17 protein-coding genes are annotated in these 19,683 nt (G+C 58.5%); 3 read left to right on the top strand and 14 right to left on the bottom strand.

Features of this window, described 5'->3' with window-relative positions:
• Positions 1-19: 19 nt before the first annotated feature.
• From H7B90_RS15440 to H7B90_RS15425, 4 genes are all read right to left on the bottom strand, one after another.
• A complete protein-coding gene (locus tag H7B90_RS15440; RefSeq protein ID WP_185136818.1) occupies positions 20-403 on the bottom strand; it encodes a MerR family transcriptional regulator in 384 nt (127 codons plus the stop codon).
• 211 nt (positions 404-614) lie between these two features.
• Positions 615-1,160 carry a DUF3888 domain-containing protein gene (locus H7B90_RS15435; protein ID WP_185136784.1) on the bottom strand — a complete coding sequence of 182 codons (546 nt, stop codon included), beginning with the start codon at positions 1,158-1,160 and terminating at the stop codon, positions 615-617.
• Between the two features lie 318 nt (positions 1,161-1,478).
• A complete protein-coding gene (locus H7B90_RS15430) occupies positions 1,479-2,750 on the bottom strand; it encodes a prolyl oligopeptidase family serine peptidase (RefSeq protein ID WP_185136783.1) in 1,272 nt (423 codons plus the stop codon).
• A gap of 105 nt (positions 2,751-2,855) precedes the next feature.
• Positions 2,856-3,725, bottom strand: a complete 870-nt coding sequence (locus tag H7B90_RS15425; protein ID WP_185136782.1) for a LysR family transcriptional regulator — start codon at positions 3,723-3,725, stop codon at positions 2,856-2,858.
• A 173-nt stretch (positions 3,726-3,898) separates the two neighbouring features.
• On the opposite strand from H7B90_RS15425, the gene H7B90_RS15420 reads away from it, so the two are divergent.
• Positions 3,899-4,561 carry a type 1 glutamine amidotransferase domain-containing protein gene (locus H7B90_RS15420; protein WP_185136781.1) on the top strand — a complete coding sequence of 221 codons (663 nt, stop codon included), beginning with the start codon at positions 3,899-3,901 and terminating at the stop codon, positions 4,559-4,561.
• Positions 4,562-4,629: 68 nt separating this feature from the next.
• Here the strand turns inward: H7B90_RS15420 and H7B90_RS15415 are convergent, their stop codons facing one another.
• The 4 genes from H7B90_RS15415 to H7B90_RS15400 all read right to left on the bottom strand — a co-directional run bounded on the left by H7B90_RS15415 (position 4,630) and on the right by H7B90_RS15400 (position 9,246).
• On the bottom strand, positions 4,630-5,133 hold the full coding sequence (locus H7B90_RS15415) for a M48 family metalloprotease (protein ID WP_185136780.1): 504 nt from the start codon (positions 5,131-5,133) through the stop codon (positions 4,630-4,632).
• Positions 5,134-5,604: 471 nt separating this feature from the next.
• Positions 5,605-6,543 (bottom strand): MBL fold metallo-hydrolase, encoded by a 939-nt coding sequence (locus tag H7B90_RS15410; RefSeq protein ID WP_185136779.1) that lies wholly within the window; start codon positions 6,541-6,543, stop codon positions 5,605-5,607.
• A 299-nt stretch (positions 6,544-6,842) separates the two neighbouring features.
• The gene (locus H7B90_RS15405) at positions 6,843-8,189 is read right to left on the bottom strand and encodes an arsenic transporter (protein WP_185136778.1); all 1,347 of its coding nucleotides are present in this window, start codon (positions 8,187-8,189) and stop codon (positions 6,843-6,845) included.
• A 319-nt stretch (positions 8,190-8,508) separates the two neighbouring features.
• Positions 8,509-9,246 (bottom strand): SDR family oxidoreductase, encoded by a 738-nt coding sequence (locus tag H7B90_RS15400; RefSeq protein ID WP_185136777.1) that lies wholly within the window; start codon positions 9,244-9,246, stop codon positions 8,509-8,511.
• Positions 9,247-9,413: 167 nt separating this feature from the next.
• On the opposite strand from H7B90_RS15400, the gene H7B90_RS15395 reads away from it, so the two are divergent.
• On the top strand, positions 9,414-10,328 hold the full coding sequence (locus H7B90_RS15395; protein WP_185136776.1) for an AraC family transcriptional regulator: 915 nt from the start codon (positions 9,414-9,416) through the stop codon (positions 10,326-10,328).
• Between the two features lie 305 nt (positions 10,329-10,633).
• Here the strand turns inward: H7B90_RS15395 and H7B90_RS15390 are convergent, their stop codons facing one another.
• The 6 genes from H7B90_RS15390 to H7B90_RS15365 all read right to left on the bottom strand — a co-directional run bounded on the left by H7B90_RS15390 (position 10,634) and on the right by H7B90_RS15365 (position 18,810).
• Entirely contained in the window at positions 10,634-11,227 is a 594-nt protein-coding gene (locus H7B90_RS15390) for a TetR/AcrR family transcriptional regulator (RefSeq protein ID WP_185136775.1), read from the bottom strand.
• A gap of 25 nt (positions 11,228-11,252) precedes the next feature.
• Positions 11,253-12,020, bottom strand: coding sequence for an alpha/beta fold hydrolase (locus tag H7B90_RS15385; RefSeq protein WP_185136774.1), 768 nt, complete (start codon positions 12,018-12,020; stop codon positions 11,253-11,255).
• A 172-nt stretch (positions 12,021-12,192) separates the two neighbouring features.
• Positions 12,193-13,713 carry a malate:quinone oxidoreductase gene (locus H7B90_RS15380; RefSeq protein WP_185136773.1) on the bottom strand — a complete coding sequence of 507 codons (1,521 nt, stop codon included), beginning with the start codon at positions 13,711-13,713 and terminating at the stop codon, positions 12,193-12,195.
• Positions 13,714-13,931: 218 nt separating this feature from the next.
• Positions 13,932-16,091, bottom strand: coding sequence for a GMC family oxidoreductase (locus tag H7B90_RS15375; protein ID WP_185136772.1), 2,160 nt, complete (start codon positions 16,089-16,091; stop codon positions 13,932-13,934).
• Positions 16,092-16,261: 170 nt separating this feature from the next.
• Positions 16,262-17,167 carry an NAD(P)/FAD-dependent oxidoreductase gene (locus H7B90_RS15370; RefSeq protein ID WP_185136771.1) on the bottom strand — a complete coding sequence of 302 codons (906 nt, stop codon included), beginning with the start codon at positions 17,165-17,167 and terminating at the stop codon, positions 16,262-16,264.
• 290 nt (positions 17,168-17,457) lie between these two features.
• Positions 17,458-18,810 carry an aminotransferase-like domain-containing protein gene (locus tag H7B90_RS15365; protein WP_185136770.1) on the bottom strand — a complete coding sequence of 451 codons (1,353 nt, stop codon included), beginning with the start codon at positions 18,808-18,810 and terminating at the stop codon, positions 17,458-17,460.
• 149 nt (positions 18,811-18,959) lie between these two features.
• Between H7B90_RS15365 and H7B90_RS15360 the strand changes: the two genes are divergently transcribed.
• On the top strand, positions 18,960-19,631 hold the full coding sequence (locus H7B90_RS15360; protein ID WP_185136769.1) for a nitroreductase family protein: 672 nt from the start codon (positions 18,960-18,962) through the stop codon (positions 19,629-19,631).
• The last annotated feature ends 52 nt before the right edge of the window (positions 19,632-19,683 follow it).

The following is a 19,683-nucleotide window of genomic DNA, read 5'->3' as shown; positions in this document are numbered from 1 at the left end:
GATAGTCGAATGGCAATCTTCAGTCCAATCGCTTCAACGTTTTTTCTTTGCGGCCGATCGTTTGTTCGTACCTGTCAATTTTATCATTCAGCCGTTGCAGCGTTCGCAGCATTTCTTCCGTTCTCGATTGAAGAAGATCGCGCTGTTCGATCAACAGCTCCTTCCTCGACTCGGCCGTCTCGTCCCCTCTCAGGAATAACTCCACATATTCCACGAGCACTTCGATCGACAGCCCCGCGCCTCGCATGCACTTGACGAATTCCACCCACTTGCAGTCTTCCTCCGTATAGCTGCGGATCCCGCTCTTCGTGCGATTCACTCGAGGAATCAAGCCGATCCGTTCATAATAGCGGAGAGTATCCTGAGATAATTCGAACCTCTCGCTTACTTCCGCAATGGTCATGGCCACGGTTCTTCCTCCTCTTGCCAAGCGATCCATTCTCCAACGTTCGCGATGCCCGGAAGATGCTCCTTCTGAAGTGTACTCTCTGGAGCGAACTCCAAGTCAAGTCCAAATCGTCCCGCCATGGACATCATGGGAGACGGCTGCTTGAGCGCGCGATTTAAATCATTTTATCAACCCGTATCGATCTCGAGTTCATATGAATTGCTGTTTAACCCTTCCTCCGTAATAGATGTTCGTAATTTGGCGGCAACTTATGATCTTCAAGGTGCCGATAACGGATCAGTTGCAGCTTCGGCCCTACGGAGACATAGAAAGTGATCAGATCCTTCCCAACGGACAAGTGAGGCCCCACGACGGGCGACACTTCCAACGTTACCGAAAACATAAAGCCGCGAAATCCGTTTATACGCTCGACATGCACGATCCTAATTTCATATGGGTACACCAGAGGCTTGTACTTCAGATTTTGCAAGTAATATTGCTCTACGGCCTTGTCAATGGCTGGGCTTAAGAATAGCATCAGCATGTCATGAACCTGCAGCTCCCTGGAGTCTTCGGCTTGTAGCGGGCGTTCGCAAGTGCGTTCGGCATTGCCGGACAAGGAAAAAGGCGAAATTAAGGCCATCGATATAAAGAGTGATAAGGCTGGATTGACCACTGCTTCGTGCCCCCTCCCACGTTTTTCCGTGTCCGAAACGGTGTCGGCATTCGAGGAATAGGGTAGCCCCTTTAAGGCAAAGTTATCCAAATTCACAGATCATCTCCTTTTCCGAGCCAAAAAGAAAGACACTCGGGACCGAGCGTCTTTGGCGCAAGCCGTGAAATGGACATATCAATAATGAGGTTAACAATCCTTTTAGCCTATGGAGATTCAACCCGAATCGCATGGCTCCGCTGCATGGGCCTCGTTCTCCAACGCACTCCGAAGTCGCTATTTAGCGTCAGAAGCCCGTTTGGAAACTCAAACGAACTCCAGCGATCTTATTCGGCTCCAGACCGGATAAAAACAGTCCTCGATTCGTTAGCCGCCGCCTCCCCCATCGCAATGAAAGCGAATAGATCAGACGGAGCGTTATATGCGCTGCAACGAGAGCCATTCCATCAAGGAGACTTCCTTGCCGTCCGCTACTACCGGCTTCCCGTCGTAATCCAGGCGGCAGTCGTCGTTCAGCGCGTATATCCACGAGAAATGACCGTTATACGTATACGGCTCTTCGCGCTCGTCGGTGAAGAGGCCATGAATATCCACGACCTTGTCGAAGAGAGAGAAATGCACGTTCCTCGCCCCGGCTCTCCTTAAGCGCTCGAAGGTCGGGATGGCCGTCTCTTCCGGCTTGACGACCTCGTCGTCCTTGGCATGAGTAAACCAAATCGGCACCTGCTTGATCGCTTCGATATCCGCATCGCGGACGACTTCGTCGTACAGCGCTTCGCAGACCGGGAACGCCGCCGCGAAGAAGTCCGGATAATCCAGCACCATCCGCATCGTCATAAACCCGCCGTTGGAGCAGCCGCCGATATAGATTCGGCTCGTATCGATGGCCGCCTCGTTCCGGGCGATGAACTCGTCGATCAGCGCCTTCAGCGCCTTCCCGTATTTTGAACGGCCCGACCTTCCGTATTGTCCGCTTCCATCGTCCATCCAGAAGGTCGGCGTCTGCGGCACCAACAAGTAAGCGCCGCCGAACTTGGCCTGGATCGAATCGCCGGCCAGGTTCACCACTTTGTTGCCCGTATAAGCGATGGCCGGATCCTGCCCGCCTTCTCCCGCTCCGTGAAGCCAGATGATGAGAGGCCGCTTGCCTTGTCCGGTCTGCGGGACGAAGTACCCGTAACGAAGCGGCTCCTCTTCGTAGGATGAGATGCCCTGAAGGAAATTCTCCGCCTGCTTCATGGTGCGGCCGGCGCACAAGTCGAACGCCATTCCCGTTAGCTTCTCTCCCTCCGTCGGGATGTCCGCAACTTGAGTAATTCGGTAATCGCTAATAACGTACTCGTTGAATACGTTCCAATAGGCGATCGCGGCGGTCAAGGAGTCGAGCGGTCCGATCTTCAGCTCCAGAGCGACGAATTCTCCGCTCTCCCTCCGCCCGCCTTGGCGGCAGGATGGATAAGCGTCCTTGACCGTGCAGTAGCCCTTGCTCGGTTCCTTATCGGAACGATCCAGCCAATTCTTCGGAAGCATCAGGATCTCGCCCTTCGCGTCCTTCCGTTCTACATAGACGTTGAAGCATTCGGGCTTCACCGCAGACGCTGTCACCGTTGCCGGCATCGGCAGCACCAGCTTCGAGACATAAGGACCATGATCCGTAATCTCGATAATCGAGTAATAAGTTCTGGCCATCGATCGATCCTCCTCTTCTCATTACCATCTCCTTCCCTCATTGTAACGAACGTTTCCGGAGGCTCGCTTTCATTATGACGACCGTTTATTTACGTTTTTACGACTTCATTCCTCGCTAATCGCGAGCAGATCGTTAACGAACTCCTGGACGACGTGCTTGCGGATCGTCTTGTAGCCGATCAGGATTTCGTTGCTGACCGTCAAGTCTTCGAATACCGTCTTCCATGCGGATGACGGACTCCGTTGCAGCAGATAGGTCGGAAGCAGGCTTAAGCCGAAGCCTCGTTCGATCGCCTTCAGAATCAAATTCAGATTGGGAATCATATGAACGGGTTGGATCTGGGGGCGCTTCTTGAAGTGCTCTCTCCAATATCGGCGAATAATCGGAAGCTCGAGACCGTAGCTAATCCAATCTTGCCCGGAGAGCCAGCTCTCTCTCTCCTTCAACGTCCGAACGTTCGGAACGTCCGCCTCCCGGGGAGCGACCGCGACGAAGTTCTCCACCATGTACCGGACGTACTCGATTCCGGGCTCGAGATATTTTTTGGATGTCAGAATCAGATCGACCCGATCCTCCTTGAGATCCTCCAGGCACTGGTCGGCGTGGCCGAAGTAGGTCACGGTGCCTAAGCCGAACTTCTTCAAGTTCGGAAGCAGCATCTCCCCGTACAGTTCAGAAGGCGATCCGATCCGGATAACCTTCGGAGCGGGCATTGAAGCCGTTCTCAATCCGACGGTCGTCTCTTCCAACGCTTCGATAAGGGGAGCGAGCCGCGAATACAGCTCCTTCCCTCGTTCGGTCGGGATCATCTTGCGGACGGCCCGCGTGAAGAGCGGCTCCCCCACTTCCGCTTCCAGGGAAGCCAAGTGCTGGCTCAACGCCGGCTGGGTCATAATCCGGCTCTTCGCCGCTTCGGTGACCGAATTGTGCTTGTAGATCGCCAGAAAACTCCGATACCATTCAAAATCGATCATGGAACCCCATCCTTCCCTCTCTCCCGGCTCTTCCTCTTACTTTAGCACACATCATGCCGCAAGCCATGTCAATAACCATAAATTTATTTATGGATACACCTTTATTTTCGAATTTTTCTTTTCGACCTGATCGGATTACAATCAAGCCGAATTCGAATTTTAAGGAGGCCGGCATGATGGCAAAAATCTTGATGGTGGTAACGAATCACGCGGAGATTAAACCTGGACATGCGACGGGAATTTGGCTGTCGGAGTTCGCGGAAGCTTACGAGGCTTTTGCAAAACATGGTTACGAAATCGCGGTCGCGAGTCCTCTTGGAGGCAAGGCCCCGATTGACCCCGGCAGCGTCGGCGCGAATACGCCGCAAGGCATTTTGGATTCGCGTGAGCACCTGGAGAACACGGCGGCGCTTGACGCCATATCCGAGAGCCGATTCGACGCCATTTTCCTCCCTGGCGGGCACGGAACGATGTACGATCTGCCGAACAGCGAGAAGCTCGGACTGCTTCTTCGGCAATTCTATGAGAACGGCAAAACGGTAGCCGCCGTCTGCCACGGCCCTGCCGGACTCGTCGGGGCGACACTGTCGAACGGTCAACCTCTGATCGCCGGCAGACGGGTGAACGCCTTTACGAATCTCGAAGAAGAAGCGACGACGCTCGGTCCCGACCTGCCGTTCCTGCTCGAGAGCAAGATCCGGGAGCTCGGAGCGATCTACGTGGCGGCACCGAATTGGACGAGTCACGTGGAGATCGACGGCAACTTGATTACGGGTCAGAATCCTCAATCGACCGTCGCCGTCGCCGAAGCGGTCATCGAACGGCTGGGCCGATAAGTCCGGACTAAATCGTCCTTCGGGAATAAAAAAAGCCAGCTCCGTCTATAGCGGAGTTGGCTTTTTGATCAGCAGGCGGTCGCTCCCAGCATGAACAACAAGGCCATCAGCACGGAGTGCAGACCCGAACCTACGGTCAACAGCGGAACCCGGGTCGACGCATGCGGATGGCTGAATTGCCGCAGACGGTAAACCATGGCTTCCCGGGGGCTCTCGCATTTCAGAAGAGCCATCTTGATTCTCTCATCCTTGGACCTTGAATGGGATAAAGCATATTGATCCGCCTGCAGCTCCATCCATATCCTGGCGTATCGAAACATCGATCGATGGATGGGAATGAAGGATAAACTCTCCTGAATCAGCCAACCGACCAAGGAGCGCAGCGGGTTGTAGCGGGAACATTGATACTGCTGCCTCAGCATGACGGCGTCGACTTCCTTCTCTTCCAACTGAAGCAGAAGCGACTTGGAGACGACCGTCTTGGGGCGCAGATATCCCGCAGTGAACGCGAATCGCTCCGGGCTGTCGATCACGCGGATCTCCCACTTCCAATCCTTGTACCGCGACTTCATGTAAGAGCTCCATAGCTTGTCCGAATTTGCTCTCAATATCTGACGATACTCGTTGGATTTCCGTATCTCCAGCGTCAAGCGCCATAAGGTCCACAGCGAACAAGACAGGAGGAGGACATTGATTCCCGTGCGAAATAGAGGTCTGGAGCCTCGAAAGAGATGAAGAAACTCGGGACAATAATGAGTAATTCTCGAGAGGATCGTAAAATCGAAATAGTCGTGCAGCACGTATAAGACGACCTTCAGCCAAATCGCCGTCGACAGGAGGATCAGCGCCGCTAAAGCGAGGTTCACGCGATTCCATCTATTCATGGGTTCATCTTTTCCTTTCTGTCAGCTTCATTGATACATAATGTATCATACAGGGCGAAGATGGACATTGCAATCGAACGGATCTCGTTAATAAAAGCTGAAGCCCGCACGGGCCAACCCTTCCGTTCCGAAGAGCCGGCCCGCTTCTCGATGGCCTGATTACTCGAAGCGCGCCTCGTCCGCGGACCAAGTCTTCGTCCGGCCGAGCTCCATCGCCCACAGCCGCTCGGGCGGAAGCCCTCGGCGTTCCCACTCGGCCAGCAGCCGGTCCAGCGCCTCCTTCGGCGTGTCGTCCGCGAGACGGAAGGCGTCGTAATGCATCGGCACGAAGATGTCCGCGCCGACGTCCGCGAACGTCTGCACCGCTTCCTCCGGCGACATGTGCGAGTCGCGCATGAACCACTCCGGCTCGTAGGCCCCGATCGGGATCAAGGCCACGCGGATATCGCCGTATCTGGCGCCGATCTCGCGGAAGACGCCGGCATAGCCGCTGTCGCCGGCGAAGTACAGGCAGTCCTCGCCGTGCCGCATCACCCAGCCGCCCCAATGCGACGCGTTCGTGTCCCAAGGCGTTCGCCGCGTCCAGTGCTTGGCCGGCACGAAGCCGAACGTCACGTCGCCGATCCTCGTCTCGGACCACCAGGTCAGCTCCCGGACTTGCCGGAACCCCTTGCGCCGGAACCACGGGCCGAGCCCTTCGGGGACGAGCGCGACGAAGTCGCCCGGCAAGCGGCGCAGGCTGCCCAAGTGAAGATGGTCGTAATGGGCATGCGATAACACGACGACGTCGATCGGCGGCAGCGAGCCGATCGGGACTCCCGGGGGCGACAGTCGCGGGGAGAATCCCATTCTCGACGCCCAGACCGGATCCGTCACGATGTTCAGGCCGCCGAGCTGAACGAGGAACGTCGAGTGCCCGACGAACGTCACCGTCGGCTTCTCCCGGTTGGCGGCGAGCAGCTCCGCGTCCGGTTCGACGCGAGCGACGCGATAAGATAAATCCTTCTTTTTCCCGCGCCGCTCCTTCTGCCATTTGCGCAAATCCGAGAACGATTTGAGATTGGACGAGCCGTCCGCGTTGACATACCTCTTCCCCATATCAGACCCTGTTCCCCTTCCGAAGTCGTAGAAGCTATAGCTCCATTCTACAATAGAAGGGATTCCCAATGCGATAACGGTCCGAACGACTTCCCCGCGAGATTCCCGAAGACAAAAAAAATCGCCTATAAAGGCGACCGACCTGCCGCGGCGACGGCTTCCGCACACCGTCCGAATCGGATGCCGTACAGGCGCACACGCTTTTCCCGTCAAGCCGACATACATTGATTGTGTGCTCAGCGCACCTCTTTTCCTTATCGGCCTTCCTCCCGAAGGTCTTTTTTTCTGGATTTTTCTATTTAGAAAAGCCATTGAACCCAGTAAGCGAGAATGACCAAAGTCAGGCATGAGGCAACGGGAATGACGCGAATCGTGACGTTCAAATATTCGCTCCAAGTGATTTTCACGCGGCCTCTCTTCACGATGTGCATCCACATCAGGGTCGCCAACGTTCCGATGGGGAGAAGAAGGGAACCGATATCGCTTCCGATGACGCTGGCCAAGTACGAGATCTTGACGGTCAGGGGGCTCAGGTCCATCTGGGTCAATGTCAGCGTGCCGACCATGAGCGCAGGGTGATTGTTGAATAGATTCGACAAGACGGAGAGCAGCGCTCCCATTCCGACGCTGGCCTGGAGCAACCCTCCGGATACGATCGGTTCGAAGGTTCGGATCAGCCAATCGGTCAATCCGATATGGTTCAAGCCATATACGATGACATACATGGAGAAGGCGAACACGAGAATATACCATGGCGTCTTCTTGATCATGTCCCGCGGAGAGATCTTCAGGTAGTACCAGCGCCATAGCAGCAAGGACACCGACCCGATCACCGCCATGGCCGATACCGGTAAGTGCAGGAACGAAGCGACGAACAGGCTGATGCGGACGCCAAGCACGAAGATCAAGATGCCCAGCATCAAGCGGGGTCTCTTCTCCTTGGGGATCGGCGAACGCTCTTCTTGCAGCGGGTGATCGCGATCCGATAAGGGCCATTGGCCCGCATTCAGCGTAGGCAGCCTGCGCGGAAGGACGCGGTAGAAGTGGACGAACAGCAGAAGCGCCAGAACGACAAGCCCCAAGCTGGCCGGAACGAACATCATCGCCGTATGCATGTATAGATCCATATGAACGATCTTGAGAGCGATCAGATTGACGATATTGCTCACTCCGATGGGGGCGCTGGACGCCGTCGCGATCAACGCTCCCGACAGCAGGTACGGAATTTTCTGATGGTTCTTGAGCTTTAACCTCGAGAGCAGTATCAACAGAATCGGCGTCGTAATGAGTATGCTTCCGTCATTGTTCACGAAGAGGGTCATCAGGAAGCACAGCAGATTCGTATACCAGAACAGCTTGATCCCCGAGCCCTTCGCCCGTTCCATGACCTTCTCGGCGGCCCAGTGGAAGAATCCGAAGCTCTCCAGGACGATGGCCATGACGATCGTCGCCATGATGGTGACGGCCGCGCCTCCTATCGTCTCCGCGATCGTTCCGAGATCGTTCAACGTCACGCTGCCGCTGAGCAGGACGACGATGGCGCCGATCGTCGCGGGAATCGCTTCGTTGACTTGGGGTCTCCAGAAAATAAAAGCAATCGTGCAAATAAAGGCGGCTACCGTTGTCAAAATCGTGATGTCGTGCATCTCGCCAAACCTCTTTTCCCTATCCGTTCTCTCTCGATTCGGAGCCCGGCCGGCTCCTTGTCCGTGACAGGTCCCTCTGCTCGACTTCCCCTCCCTCTTGAAGTGTCTTGTACTTACAGTTGCATTGTATGTAAGGCGAGCATAGCCTGTACGATACAATCTCCCTACTGCGCCACAATCCAACGAATCGATATTCCATACGATTACCGCTGCATGTTGAACGCCTTAGGAGGTCGAAGGCCTATTACGCCCCAAAAAAAGGCAGCCGATAGCTCGGCTGCCTGCGCTCCGGGTGTCCGGATTCCCGTTCGGAAGAACCTTAGTTGAACCCGCCGTTGACGCGAATCGTCTGTCCCGTCATCCAACGGGCTTTGTCGCTGACGAGCAGATCGATCGCGTTCGCGATATCCTCGGGTTCGCCGAGCCGCCCGAACGCGTTCATTCGGCGGTAATAATCGACCTGCTCCTCGGACTTGCCGTTCAAGAACAGCTCGGTCGCCACCTGCCCCGGCGCGATGCAGTTGATGACGATGTCCTTCGGACCGAATTCCTTCGCCAGTTGGCGAGTCAGCTGCTCGACCGCGCCCTTCGTCGCGGCATAGACGCTGTACCCCGGGAGCATCGCTCCGGACACGGAGGTCGAGAAGTTGACGATCGTACCGCCCGGCGCCATATGCTTCATCGCTTGCTGGCTAGCGAAGTAAGTCCCCTTCACGTTGATCGCGAACTGCCGGTCGAAGATCTCCTCGGTGACGTCCGGGAGCAGCGTCGTCTCCATGACGCCGGCGTTATTGATCAGGATGTCCACGCGCCCGAACCGCTCGAGCGTCTCCGCGAACAGAGCTTCCACTTCGCTAACCTTGCTCACGTCGGCCCGGATGGCGGCCGCCTCGCCGCCGGCTTGCTCGATCGCCTGGACGACCTCGTCCGCGCTTCCCCGGTTCGAAGCATAATTGACGACGACTTTCGCTCCGGACATCGCCAGATGGATGGCCGTCTGCCGGCCGATGCCCCTCGACGCCCCCGTAACGATCGCGACTTTTCCGTTTAAGCTCATGTTCATTCTCTCCTTTGACTTGTTCTCTATCGGATCGACCTTGCAATCTCATTATAGATAAGGATCGGCCTTACCCGTTAGATCATACCTATACGATCCTTGCCTAATCCTCTTCCGACTCGTTATGATGAAGATATCGATCCCCAATCCGGAGAGGAACCATGAACATGGACGCAATCTTGGAATCGGCTCGCGCCGAACAAGCCTTGGGACTTATGAAGCAACTCATTCGGCGCCATGCCCCTTCGAACGGCACGCATCGGACGGCCGTTCCTTCGTTATCCCTGATGCATGCCGTTCGGGTGTCGGAGCCGCTTGAGTCCGTCTACAAGCCCTCCATCTGCGTCGTGGCGCAGGGGGCGAAGACGGCCACGCTGGCCGACGATACGTACCGGTACGATCCTTCCACCTACTTGGTCACTTCCGTCGAACTGCCGATCCTCGGCCGAATCGTCGAAGCTTCGCCCGAGACACCTTATTTGGCCTTGAAGCTCAGCTTCGAAGTCGACGTCATCTTGGACATCCTCAAGGAGACGAACCGCCCGATCGCCGTACCCGAAGAAGCCGCCCGCGGCATCGCCGTCAATCGCACGTCTCCCGCCTTGCTCGAAGCCATCGTGCGGCTCTTGCGATTGCTCGATTCGCCCGAGGACATTCCCGTGCTGGCGCCGCTCGCCGTCCGCGAAATTTTGTATCGCGTGCTTCAAGGCGAACAAAGCTCCCTGCTCCATTCGTTCGCGATCATCGGCAGCCACGCGCATAACATCGCCCAAGCCATCCAGACGATTAACCGGCAGTACGACCGTCCGATCGAGGTCGAGCAGCTGGCGAGGTCCGTGAACATGAGCGCTTCGGCGTTCCATAAGCACTTCAAGCGCGTCACCGCGATGAGCCCGCTGCAGTACCAGAAGACGGTTCGCCTGCAGCAGGCGCGGCGCCTGATGCTGACGGAATCGGCGCATGCCTCCGACGCGGCCTTCCGCGTCGGCTACGAGAGCCCGTCCCAATTCAGCCGGGAATATGCCCGCATGTACGGCCGGCCGCCGATGCGGGACGTTCAGGAGCTGCTCGGTTCTTCTTAAGCTGTCGCGGGATTCTGGACTTAGACTGATTCTTCCTCGGTGTGGTTGAAAAATCATACAAATTCTGCTTCTAGACGGCGTCTTGCTTAATCATCTACCTTGTTTTTCCCGCGGTGCTATTCGAAAAATCGCACAAGTTGATCCGATTGCTTGCGGCGTAGACCGTTATGTCGGCGAGATTGAGCTCACCGGCCCGGTCATTACGCACGGCGCTACTTCTCGGCAGGTTCCATTCGAAGGTATGGACCCCATCATGGGTAACGGAGCTTGTATGTAAATGGGTCATCGAAGAAAAAAGCCCGCGATTATCGCGGACGGTCCGGGCAGAACTCCCGGATGATGAGCGCTTGGATCTCCTCGACCGGATAACCGGGATAGACCGACTTCATCAGCATAACGCCATGCAGCGTGGAGGAGAAGTACAAGGAGCGAAGCACGGGCTCCTCGGCTCCCATTCGTCTGAAGATGTCGCACTGCGTCTCGAATTGCCTCGACATCTCCTTGTTCAACATCTCGCTGTACTTGGACAGGATCTTGTCTTCTTCCGGCTGGGTCTGCAGATGAAGGAAGAACCGGTACGCCTTCGGATTCCGGTCGATATGGCCGAGCGCCCCTTCGACGATCCGCCTCAACTGCTCGCTTGGCTCGGGCGAAGCCGCGGCCTCTTCGATCACGCCGGCGATCTCGTCCGTTCGAGCGCGAACGATCTCGGCCAACAGGCCTTCTTTGCCCCGATAATAGTTGTAGATCAGCCCTTTGGCCACTCCCGCCCTCTTGGCGATGTCCTCGATCGAAGCGGCATGATAGCCCCGTTCGAGGAACACTTCCATGGCTGCCGACCCGATATTGGCCATGGCCGATTGGCGGATACGTTCGTTCTCTTCCCGGCTGCGCGGCATGTCGCGTTCACTCCCGTACGTGCTTTTACTGTGCTGTATTTTTATCTTGAAGAAAAGAAAGGATATGTCCGGCCAGTTCCTTGGCATGGGTCAACGGAATCATGTGATCCGCGCCGTCCAGCTTGGCGAAGGCGATCGACGGAACTCGCTTGAACTCGTCGGCGATGGCCGCCATATCGTCCCATTCGACCGTTCCGTAGACGAACAACGTCGGCGCGGCGATCGTCTCCAGCCGTTCGATCGCCGGAGGCTGCGGCCAGATGACGTCGAAGCTCCGCCACTCCGTGAAGACGCGCGTGAAGTATAGCGTGTGCATCTCCGTCAGAAAATCCTTATATTCGCTCGCCATGACGGTTCGGTAGATAGGACCGTCCAGGGAGAACCGAACCATCTTGCCGATATCGGGAGCCAGCGAATTCACCTCGCTCATCCAACCGATGAAAGTATCGGAATAGGCGAATCCCGTCAGCGACGGCGCGATGACGGTCAGACGATCGACCCGCTCCGGATAGGTCAGCGCGAAGTTGACCGCCGTCTCCCCGCCGATGGAATGTCCGACCAGGGCGACGCGGTCCAGCTTCAAGAAGTTCAGCAGCCCGAGCAAATCGTCGACCAGGTCGAACGGCACCTGCGGCGCGGGCGAACGGCCGATGCCGCGGACGTCGTAGAGGACGACCTTGCGGGTTCGGGCCAGCAGCGGCACGAGCTCAAGCCAGACCCGGGAATCCACGCCGCCGGAGTGAATCAGGACGATCGCGGGACCGCTTCCGTACGTCGAATAATTTAAATCCATGTGTAGTCTCCCTTCCCATTCTCGAAGTCGGGGTGCATACTCTCCACCTCATCATATTCGATGACTGAACGTTCGGTCAATCATAAAATTCGGCACAACGTTTCATCCTAATAAAAAAAACGGCCATCCGGAACGAGACTGAATTCCGGATGGCCAAACGGTTTATTCGAGATTACGATACGGTTTGATGCACGGCTTCTGCCGGCTTGGTCCCGCCGAGCCCTAGCGTCCGGGCGGTCGCCGCGTGGATGTCGCGAATAAGCTCGGGGTTCTTCATCAAGGATAATCCGTAAGACGGGATCATCTCGCGAATCTTCGGCTCCCACGTCTTGAGGTGCTGCGGGAAGCAGCGCTGGATGACCTCCAGCATGACCGATACGGCCGTGGACGCGCCCGGAGAAGCGCCGAGAAGAGCGGCGATCGAACCGTCGGCGGCGCTGATGACTTCCGTGCCGAACTGAAGCGTGCCTTTGCCCCCGGCAGCCGTGTCCTTGATGATCTGGACGCGTTGGCCGGCGACGAGCAGATCCCAATCCTCGCTTCTGGCGTTCGGAACGAATTCGCGCAGCGCCTCCATTCGCTTCTCCTTCGACAGCATCACTTGCTTGATCAGGTAGGTCGTCAACGAAGCGTTCTTGACGCCGGCCGCCAGCATCGTGAAGAGGTTGTGCGGCTTGACGGACGTGATCAGATCGAACATGGAGCCGAACTTCAGGAACTTCGGCGAGAAGCCGGCGAACGGTCCGAACAGCAGCGATTCCTTATTGTCGATGAATCGGGTGTCGAGGTGCGGAACCGACATCGGCGGGGCGCCGACCGGCGCCTGGCCGTACACTTTGGCGCGATGCTGCGCGACGACGTCCGGATTCCGGCACACCATGAACAAGCCGCTGACCGGGAAGCCGCCGATCCCCTTCCCTTCCGGGATGCCGGACTTCTGGAGCAGATGGAGGCTTCCGCCGCCGCCGCCGATGAAGACGAATTTGGACTTGATGCGTTCGACGGCGCCGCTGCCCACGTTGCGCACCTTCAATTCCCACAAGCCGTCGCCCGAGCGCTTGATATCGTCCACTTGATGCCCGTAGTTGATATCGACGTTCTTGCTCTTCAGGTGGTCGATCAAGATGCGCGTCAAAGAGCCGAAGTTGACGTCCGTTCCGGCTTCGCTTCTCGTGGCCGCGATCGGTCCGTTCAGTCTCCGGTCCTTCATCATCAGCGGAATCCACTCCGCCAGCTTGGCCGGATCGTCGGAGAATTCCATCCCTTCGAACAGGGGATTGCGCGACAACGCCTCGAACCGCTTCCTTAAGAAGTTGACGTCCTTGTCCCCTTGCACGAAGCTCATGTGCGGAACCGGCACGATGAAGTCCTTCGGATTGCGAATCAGCTTGCTGTCGACCAGATAGGACCAGAACTGCTTCGAGACCTGAAACTCTTCGTTGACCTTGATCGCCTTGTTGATATCGATCGAGCCGTCCGGCTTCTCGACGGTATAATTGAGCTCGCACAGGGAAGAATGGCCCGTTCCCGCGTTGTTCCATTCGTTGGAGCTCTCTTCCCCCGCGACCGCGCGTCTCTCGAATACGGTTATTTCCCAGTTCGGCGCCAATTCCTTCAGCAGCGCTCCGAGAGTCGCGCTCATGATGCCGGCGCCGATCAGGATCACGTCTGTTTTCGTTTGTCCGTTGCTCATAGTTACCGTCCTTATAACCTATTATTTGCAAAAAGAAGCAGGCGCTCCCGCCCAGTCGCTTCGTCCAACCGAGGGAGCAACCTATTCGCGCAACCTATCTGGATCAATTATAGCATAGTATATCGCTACTAATGATAAACAATAATATTTATCCGATAGATAAAGGATCGTTATAGGCTCACGATTTATAGGTATACCGCGCCCGATTCTCCCTTCCGTCAAGCCTGTTTGATGAGATTTTCCGCCGTTCGGAAGGCTAGCGCCAGAATCGTCAGCACCGGGTTGACGCCCCCGTTCGTCACATGCACCGAACCGTCGCTTACCCAGAGATTGTCGTATCCGTGGACGCGCCCCAGCGGGTCCGTCACCGACGAAGCGGGATCTTCCCCCATACGCAGCGTGCCCGCCTGATGCTGTCCGGCGCTCAGTCCGTCTCCCGGCGACGTTCGCCATACCTGGACCGCTCCGGAAGCCCATAGCCATCTCTCCGCCTGCTCGGCCAGCATGCGCGCGGCCCGTACCGATTCGGGATGAACGCTGCCGGACAGCATAGCCGCGGGAATGCCGAACCGGTCCTTGACCGTCGGCGAGAGCCGAACCCGGGATTCAGGCGTCGGAATCTCTTGAATCGGCCCCTGGATTTGGCTCGTGCGCGAATAGCTGACGCGCATCGTCTCCTTGCCCGCGCTCCCCCACCGGGCCGCATCCGGCGCAAGCGCCCGATACCAGTGAATGAGCGGGAGCCGGGTGAATTCGTTGGCGAGCAGCCCTCCTCCGACGATGCCGGCGTTGCCATGGGCGAATCGAAGGGTAGCGATGGCGACTCCCGGCCCCAGACCGTCCTGCACGGGCTCGTCGAACAAGCCGTAAGCCCCCGCATAGACGTGTCCCTGCAAGTTCCTTCCGACTTGCCCGTACCGATTCCCGATGCCGTCCGGTTCCGCGTCCGTCGCCGAATGCAGCAGCAGCCGGGCGCTCTCGATGGCTCCGGCGGCCACCACCACATGGCCGGCCCGAATCCGCTTGCGCCGGATCGTACCGCCGAACGATTGGGCCAGCTGAACGCCGGTCGCATGCCGCCCCCCTTCCGTCAGGATCCGGTCCGCGATCGTGTCGCAGATCAGGTCGCAGTTCCCGGTGGCGAGAGCTCGGCGCAGCATCGTATTGTGGCCGCCGTTCTTGCTGTCCGTCGGACAAGCGAAGCCGACGCATTGGCCGCACCTGCCGCAAGCCGGACGGCCGTCCCGTTCGACGGAGTTGATCAGCAGAGGCACCGGGCCGAAGGGCCATCCCAACCTCGCCGCCCCCTCGGCCAATCGCCGCGCTTCCCGCGTGCCGGACAGCGGCGGCATCGGATACGGGCGCCCCCTCTTCCCGCCGTCCGGGTGCGCGCCTCCGTCGCCCGAGACGCCGACTTCCCATTCGGCCCGCTCGTAATACGGCTCAAGGTCTTCGTAGCGGATCGGCCAGTCGCTGAGCGAACTTCCGTCGGGAATCCCGTAGCGGGTCGCCATTCGGAAGTCGTCCGGATGGAATCGCCACGCCTGCGCGCCGTAGACCCTCGTTCCACCGCCCAGCGTCATGGCATTATTATGATAATCGCCTTCATGGGGGAGCGTGATACGTTCCGCTCCGCCCGGCGTCAAGATCGTTCGGGGGTGACCTTCCGATTCCGGCCCCGTGTTGTGCCCGTACTTGCTAAGACGATGATTGCGAAGATGGTCGCGGCCGACGTCCGCGTACCGGAGCCAGCTGCCGCGTTCGACGACGAGCACGCTCATTCCCGCCTCGGCCAACACGGCCGCCGCGACCGAACCCCCGGCTCCGGCTCCCACGACGACGGCGTCGTAACGATCGCGAAGCTCGTCGAACGTTCGCAGCGGCCATTCCGCCTCCGGGACGGAAGCCGGGTGGCCGGCCAGCGGACCCGGACGGAAGCCGAGCATGTCCCACGACTTGGCGCCGGGATTGCCTCCCGCTTCGGGGCTGCCGTAATAGCCTTCGGCAACCAGGCTCAAGAAGACTTCGAAGAAGCGTTCCGGCGAGACTTGCCCGTTCCCGCCCCCATTCTCGTCTCCGTTCCCGATCCCGTCCCGGCCGCGTTCGAAGTCTCGCAGCAGTTCGTCCTGCTCGTCCTCCGGCAATTCCGGGAATGGACGGCCATGACTGGCGACGGCCCGCGCGTCCAGCTCGCGCAATCCCGGGACGATTAGACCCGCCCACGTGTCCGGATCCTCGGACGCGCGCCGTTCCAGATACTCGAGGACGCCCCCCTCGGATGCCGACGGCCAGTCGTCCCCCGGAATCAGCCGGTTCGCAACCGCTTCCAACAATCGGCGCAGCTCGCCGCGCGCCTTTGCCTCATCGCCAGTCTTCATCGATCATGTCACCATCCATCCCCCGAATTTCGTTCCTCCCCCTATCCTAACAGACTCGACTCCATCCGATAAGGCCATATCCGTAAAAAAAGAAGGGAGCCCCGCGGCTCCCGTTCTTCGTCTCGGAAAGGAAATGCCTCTCGAGATCAGACCCGGACGGCCCGCCTCCCTTACCAATCCCAATCTTCTTCCGTAAGCTCGGCCAAGACGGCCGCGCCCGCCTTGCTCCCCGCGGCTGCGGCATAGATCAGCTGGGACGGCATGACGTAGGCGCCATCCCCAGCCGCGAAGACGCCCGGTGCGGTCGTCTTGCCCATCGCGTCGGTCGCGATGCCCCCGTTCTCCGACGTCCGATAGCCCAGCGCTTGTTCGAACTGGACGCTGGGAACCTGCTCCGGCTCGACGAAGCCTCCGGATCGCTCCACGTAGGTGCCGTCGGCGAAGTTCACCCGCTCCAGCTTGCCGTCGCGACCGGAGAAGGACGCGATCGGCGCCGTCACGACCCGCACGCCCTCGGCGCTTAGCCGCTGCCGCTGTTCGGCGGACAGCAATTCGCTTCCGTTGGTGCAGATGACGAGATCCCGGCTCCAGTTGAAGAACATCTTCGCCTTGCGGTATATGGCCGGATTATGCGTGACGATCGCCAGAGGACGATCCCGCATCTCCCATCCGTCGCAGAACGGACAGACGAACAGGCTTCGACCGTAGAAGTCGCGGAACCCTTCGATCTCCGGGAACATGTCCCGAAGCCCCGCGGACAGAATGATTTTCCGCGCCCGCACTTCCTCGCCTGAAGAGGTACGAAGGACGAACCCTTCGTCCGTCCGGCGAATATCGGTCACCTCGGTCTGCCAATGCCGGACGGACGGATAGCTTAGAATCTCCTCGTAGGCGATGCGGCGGAATTCGGACGGCTTGATCCCGTCGCGCGTAATAAATCCGTGCGAGGCGTGCGTCACGGCATTTCTCGGCCGGTTATCGTCGAAGATCGCGACGTTCCGCCTCGCTCTTCCGAGCACAAGCGCCGCATTTAATCCCGCCGGGCCTCCTCCGACGATCGCGCAATCGTAGTTCATGGTTTTCCCATCCCTTCGTTCGTTATTGGTGATATTATGGATTTCTAATATCCATAATATAATCGCAGCTCGGCATTGCCCTGCGGCAACCAGGACAATGCAGCTCGATCCGCGACATCGATCCTCTTGACGTTCCGGACCCGGCGCTCATTCCTGCCCGGCCGACGCGCACGGAGCGCGCGGTTCGCCGCCTGCAGATCCTGCCATGCGATCGATTGAATCGCGGACTTCGTGAATCCATAATAACCACAAAAGAAGCGCCCCGTCAAGAGCGATTCTCGCGAAACCGCTTAGACGAAGGATACCGCTTCTCTTCTCACCTCTTCGACGATCTCCCTCACGCCGTCTTCGATTCGCTCCGGCCTCGCCCGCGCGACGCTGATCCGCAGCAGCTTCTCCCAGTCCCGGAATTCCGCCAGATAATAACGCTTGCCCGAGACGACGTCGATCTTCTTCTCCGCCAGCCGCCGGATCAGCCGCTCCAGACGGACCGTCCGCGGCAGCTTGAACGGAACGTACACGCCGTAGCGAAGCTCCGGCGCTTCGATCCATCCCTCGTCGTTGTGACGCCGCAGCGCTTCGTTCACCGCGCGGATCCGAGACGCGTATTGATCGCGGATATGGCGCTTGTGCCGCTCGTACATGCCGTTCTGGATATACAATTCGAGAGCGGCCTGGGACAACTGCGACGTATCCGAATACCTCTTGAATGCCGCGAACGTCTTCATCAGTTTCTCCGGCAATACGGCGACTCCGAGCCGGAGTCCCGGGAACACGATTTTCGAGAAGCTCTTCACGTAAATCGCATGGGAAGTCTCATTATACGCGAAGATAGGGTCGCGTCCCGGCTCTTCCCCCAGATCGGCCATATAATCGTCTTCCACGACGTAGACGTCGTACTTGCTCGCGAGCCGGGCGATCGCCTTCCTCTCCTCCGCGCCGTACGAGGTTCCCAGCGGACAATGGTATCTCGGGATCGTATAGAAGAACTTGATTCCGCCGCTCCGGAACCTCTCCTCCAATTCCTTCAGGTCGATGCCGGACACGGTACGGGCGATTCCGCAGACCGGTATCCCCTCCGCTTCCAAGTATCGCAGATAAAGATCGTAGCTGGGCTGTTCGACCAGGATCGCCGTCTTCCGGTTCGGGAACGGCATTCTCGCCAGAATCTCGAGCGCCTGATTGGCCCCGGACGTAACGACGATCCGATCCGCCGGAGCGAACACCTGGCCGTCGGCCAGATGGGAGACGAGCGCGCGGCGCAGCGTCGGCAGCCCCAGCGGTTCTCCGCAGGTGAACAGCTCGGCTTGATACGTATCCAGAGCCTTGTTCAAGCAGTGGCGGAAGTCCATATACGGGAACGCGCCGGGGTCCGGGGACGAGGAGGCAAAATCGATCGTCATGCTCTCCGGGCCGACGCGGCGGTTCTCCGGATTCTCTACCACGTAATAGCCGCTCTGGGCAATCGAGTAAACGGCGTGCCGCTTCTCCAATTCGGCGTAAGCCCGCGCGATCGTGCCGGCGCTGCAGCCGTACAGCTCCGCGGCCTGCCTGACGGAGGGCAGCTTCTGTCCGGCGGCGAACCGCCCTTCTTCGATCTGGCGCTCCATATCGGAGAGAATGTCGGAATATCTTCTGCGCATCGGATTCGTTCCCCTCGGCCGACTGTATTGATACAGTTGTTGAAAATAGCGATGGCTCCCGGCGGCGGATCGGCCTATGATGACCTATATCGGATCCCGTCTCGATAACGCGATCCCCGAATCAGCCTTAGGAAGGAGTCGATCTATCCATGTCGACCGCTCAAGCCCAACCCGATTTTACCACCATTCTCCGCGAACGTCATTCCGTCCGGCACTTCGACCCCTCGTTCCGGCTCGGCGAGGCCGAGATCGCGGAACTGGCGGAACTCGCGGGCAGCGCCCCGTCGTCCTGGAATCTTCAGCATTGGAAATTCCTCGTCTTCTCCGACGCGTCGGCGAAGGAGAAGCTTCTTCCCATCGCGAACGGCCAGCGGCAGGTCGTCGAAGCTTCCGTCACGATCGCCGTCCTCGGCGACCTCGAGGCCAACCGGAACGCGGAAGCGGCGTACCGGCCCGTCATCCAAGCCGGCGCCGAAGACGCGTATGCCGGCTACTCCTCCCATGCGGCGCTGTTCGCCCAGATCGAAGAAGCTTATGCGCGCGATGGCGGAACCTACAGGCGCGACGAAGCGATTCGCAACGCTTCTCTGGCCGCCATGCAGCTCATGCTCGCCGCCCAAGCCAAAGGATTGGCTTCCGGCCCGATGGTCGGGTTCGACGCCGAAGCCTTCGTCCGCGCGTTCCATGTCCCTCCCCGTTACGTTCCGGTCCTGCTCGTCGCCATCGGCAAGGCGGCTCGACCCGCCCGCCCGACCTCCCGCTTCCCGGCCGAGCGGACGATCGTATGGAACGGCTTCGAGCCGGATAGCTCGATGACTTGAGAATCGCTCCAAGACAACTTGCTTACCCATAAGTCTGGGCATAAGGTATCCT

Origin of the sequence: Cohnella xylanilytica, assembly GCF_014212175.1 — a bacterium.
Lineage (GTDB): Bacteria > Bacillota > Bacilli > Paenibacillales > Paenibacillaceae > Cohnella > Cohnella xylanilytica.
This window is presented reverse-complemented; position numbering and strand designations above follow the sequence as displayed.

Bases quoted from the DNA above. Each gene is read 5' to 3' on its own strand.
- H7B90_RS15440 (WP_185136818.1), bottom strand. From the start codon at position 403: ATGACCATTGCGGAAGTAAGCGAGAGGTTCGAATTATCTCAGGATACT.
- H7B90_RS15430 (WP_185136783.1), bottom strand. From the start codon at position 2,750: ATGGCCAGAACTTATTACTCGATTATCGAGATTACGGATCATGGTCCT.
- H7B90_RS15425 (WP_185136782.1), bottom strand. From the start codon at position 3,725: ATGATCGATTTTGAATGGTATCGGAGTTTTCTGGCGATCTACAAGCAC.
- H7B90_RS15420 (WP_185136781.1), top strand. From the start codon at position 3,899: ATGATGGCAAAAATCTTGATGGTGGTAACGAATCACGCGGAGATTAAA.
- H7B90_RS15415 (WP_185136780.1), bottom strand. From the start codon at position 5,133: ATGAAGTCGCGGTACAAGGATTGGAAGTGGGAGATCCGCGTGATCGAC.
- H7B90_RS15410 (WP_185136779.1), bottom strand. From the start codon at position 6,543: ATGGGGAAGAGGTATGTCAACGCGGACGGCTCGTCCAATCTCAAATCG.
- H7B90_RS15405 (WP_185136778.1), bottom strand. From the start codon at position 8,189: ATGCACGACATCACGATTTTGACAACGGTAGCCGCCTTTATTTGCACG.
- H7B90_RS15400 (WP_185136777.1), bottom strand. From the start codon at position 9,246: ATGAGCTTAAACGGAAAAGTCGCGATCGTTACGGGGGCGTCGAGGGGC.
- H7B90_RS15395 (WP_185136776.1), top strand. From the start codon at position 9,414: ATGGACGCAATCTTGGAATCGGCTCGCGCCGAACAAGCCTTGGGACTT.
- H7B90_RS15390 (WP_185136775.1), bottom strand. From the start codon at position 11,227: ATGCCGCGCAGCCGGGAAGAGAACGAACGTATCCGCCAATCGGCCATG.
- H7B90_RS15385 (WP_185136774.1), bottom strand. From the start codon at position 12,020: ATGGATTTAAATTATTCGACGTACGGAAGCGGTCCCGCGATCGTCCTG.
- H7B90_RS15380 (WP_185136773.1), bottom strand. From the start codon at position 13,713: ATGAGCAACGGACAAACGAAAACAGACGTGATCCTGATCGGCGCCGGC.
- H7B90_RS15375 (WP_185136772.1), bottom strand. From the start codon at position 16,091: ATGAAGACTGGCGATGAGGCAAAGGCGCGCGGCGAGCTGCGCCGATTG.
- H7B90_RS15370 (WP_185136771.1), bottom strand. From the start codon at position 17,167: ATGAACTACGATTGCGCGATCGTCGGAGGAGGCCCGGCGGGATTAAAT.
- H7B90_RS15365 (WP_185136770.1), bottom strand. From the start codon at position 18,810: ATGCGCAGAAGATATTCCGACATTCTCTCCGATATGGAGCGCCAGATC.
- H7B90_RS15360 (WP_185136769.1), top strand. From the start codon at position 18,960: ATGTCGACCGCTCAAGCCCAACCCGATTTTACCACCATTCTCCGCGAA.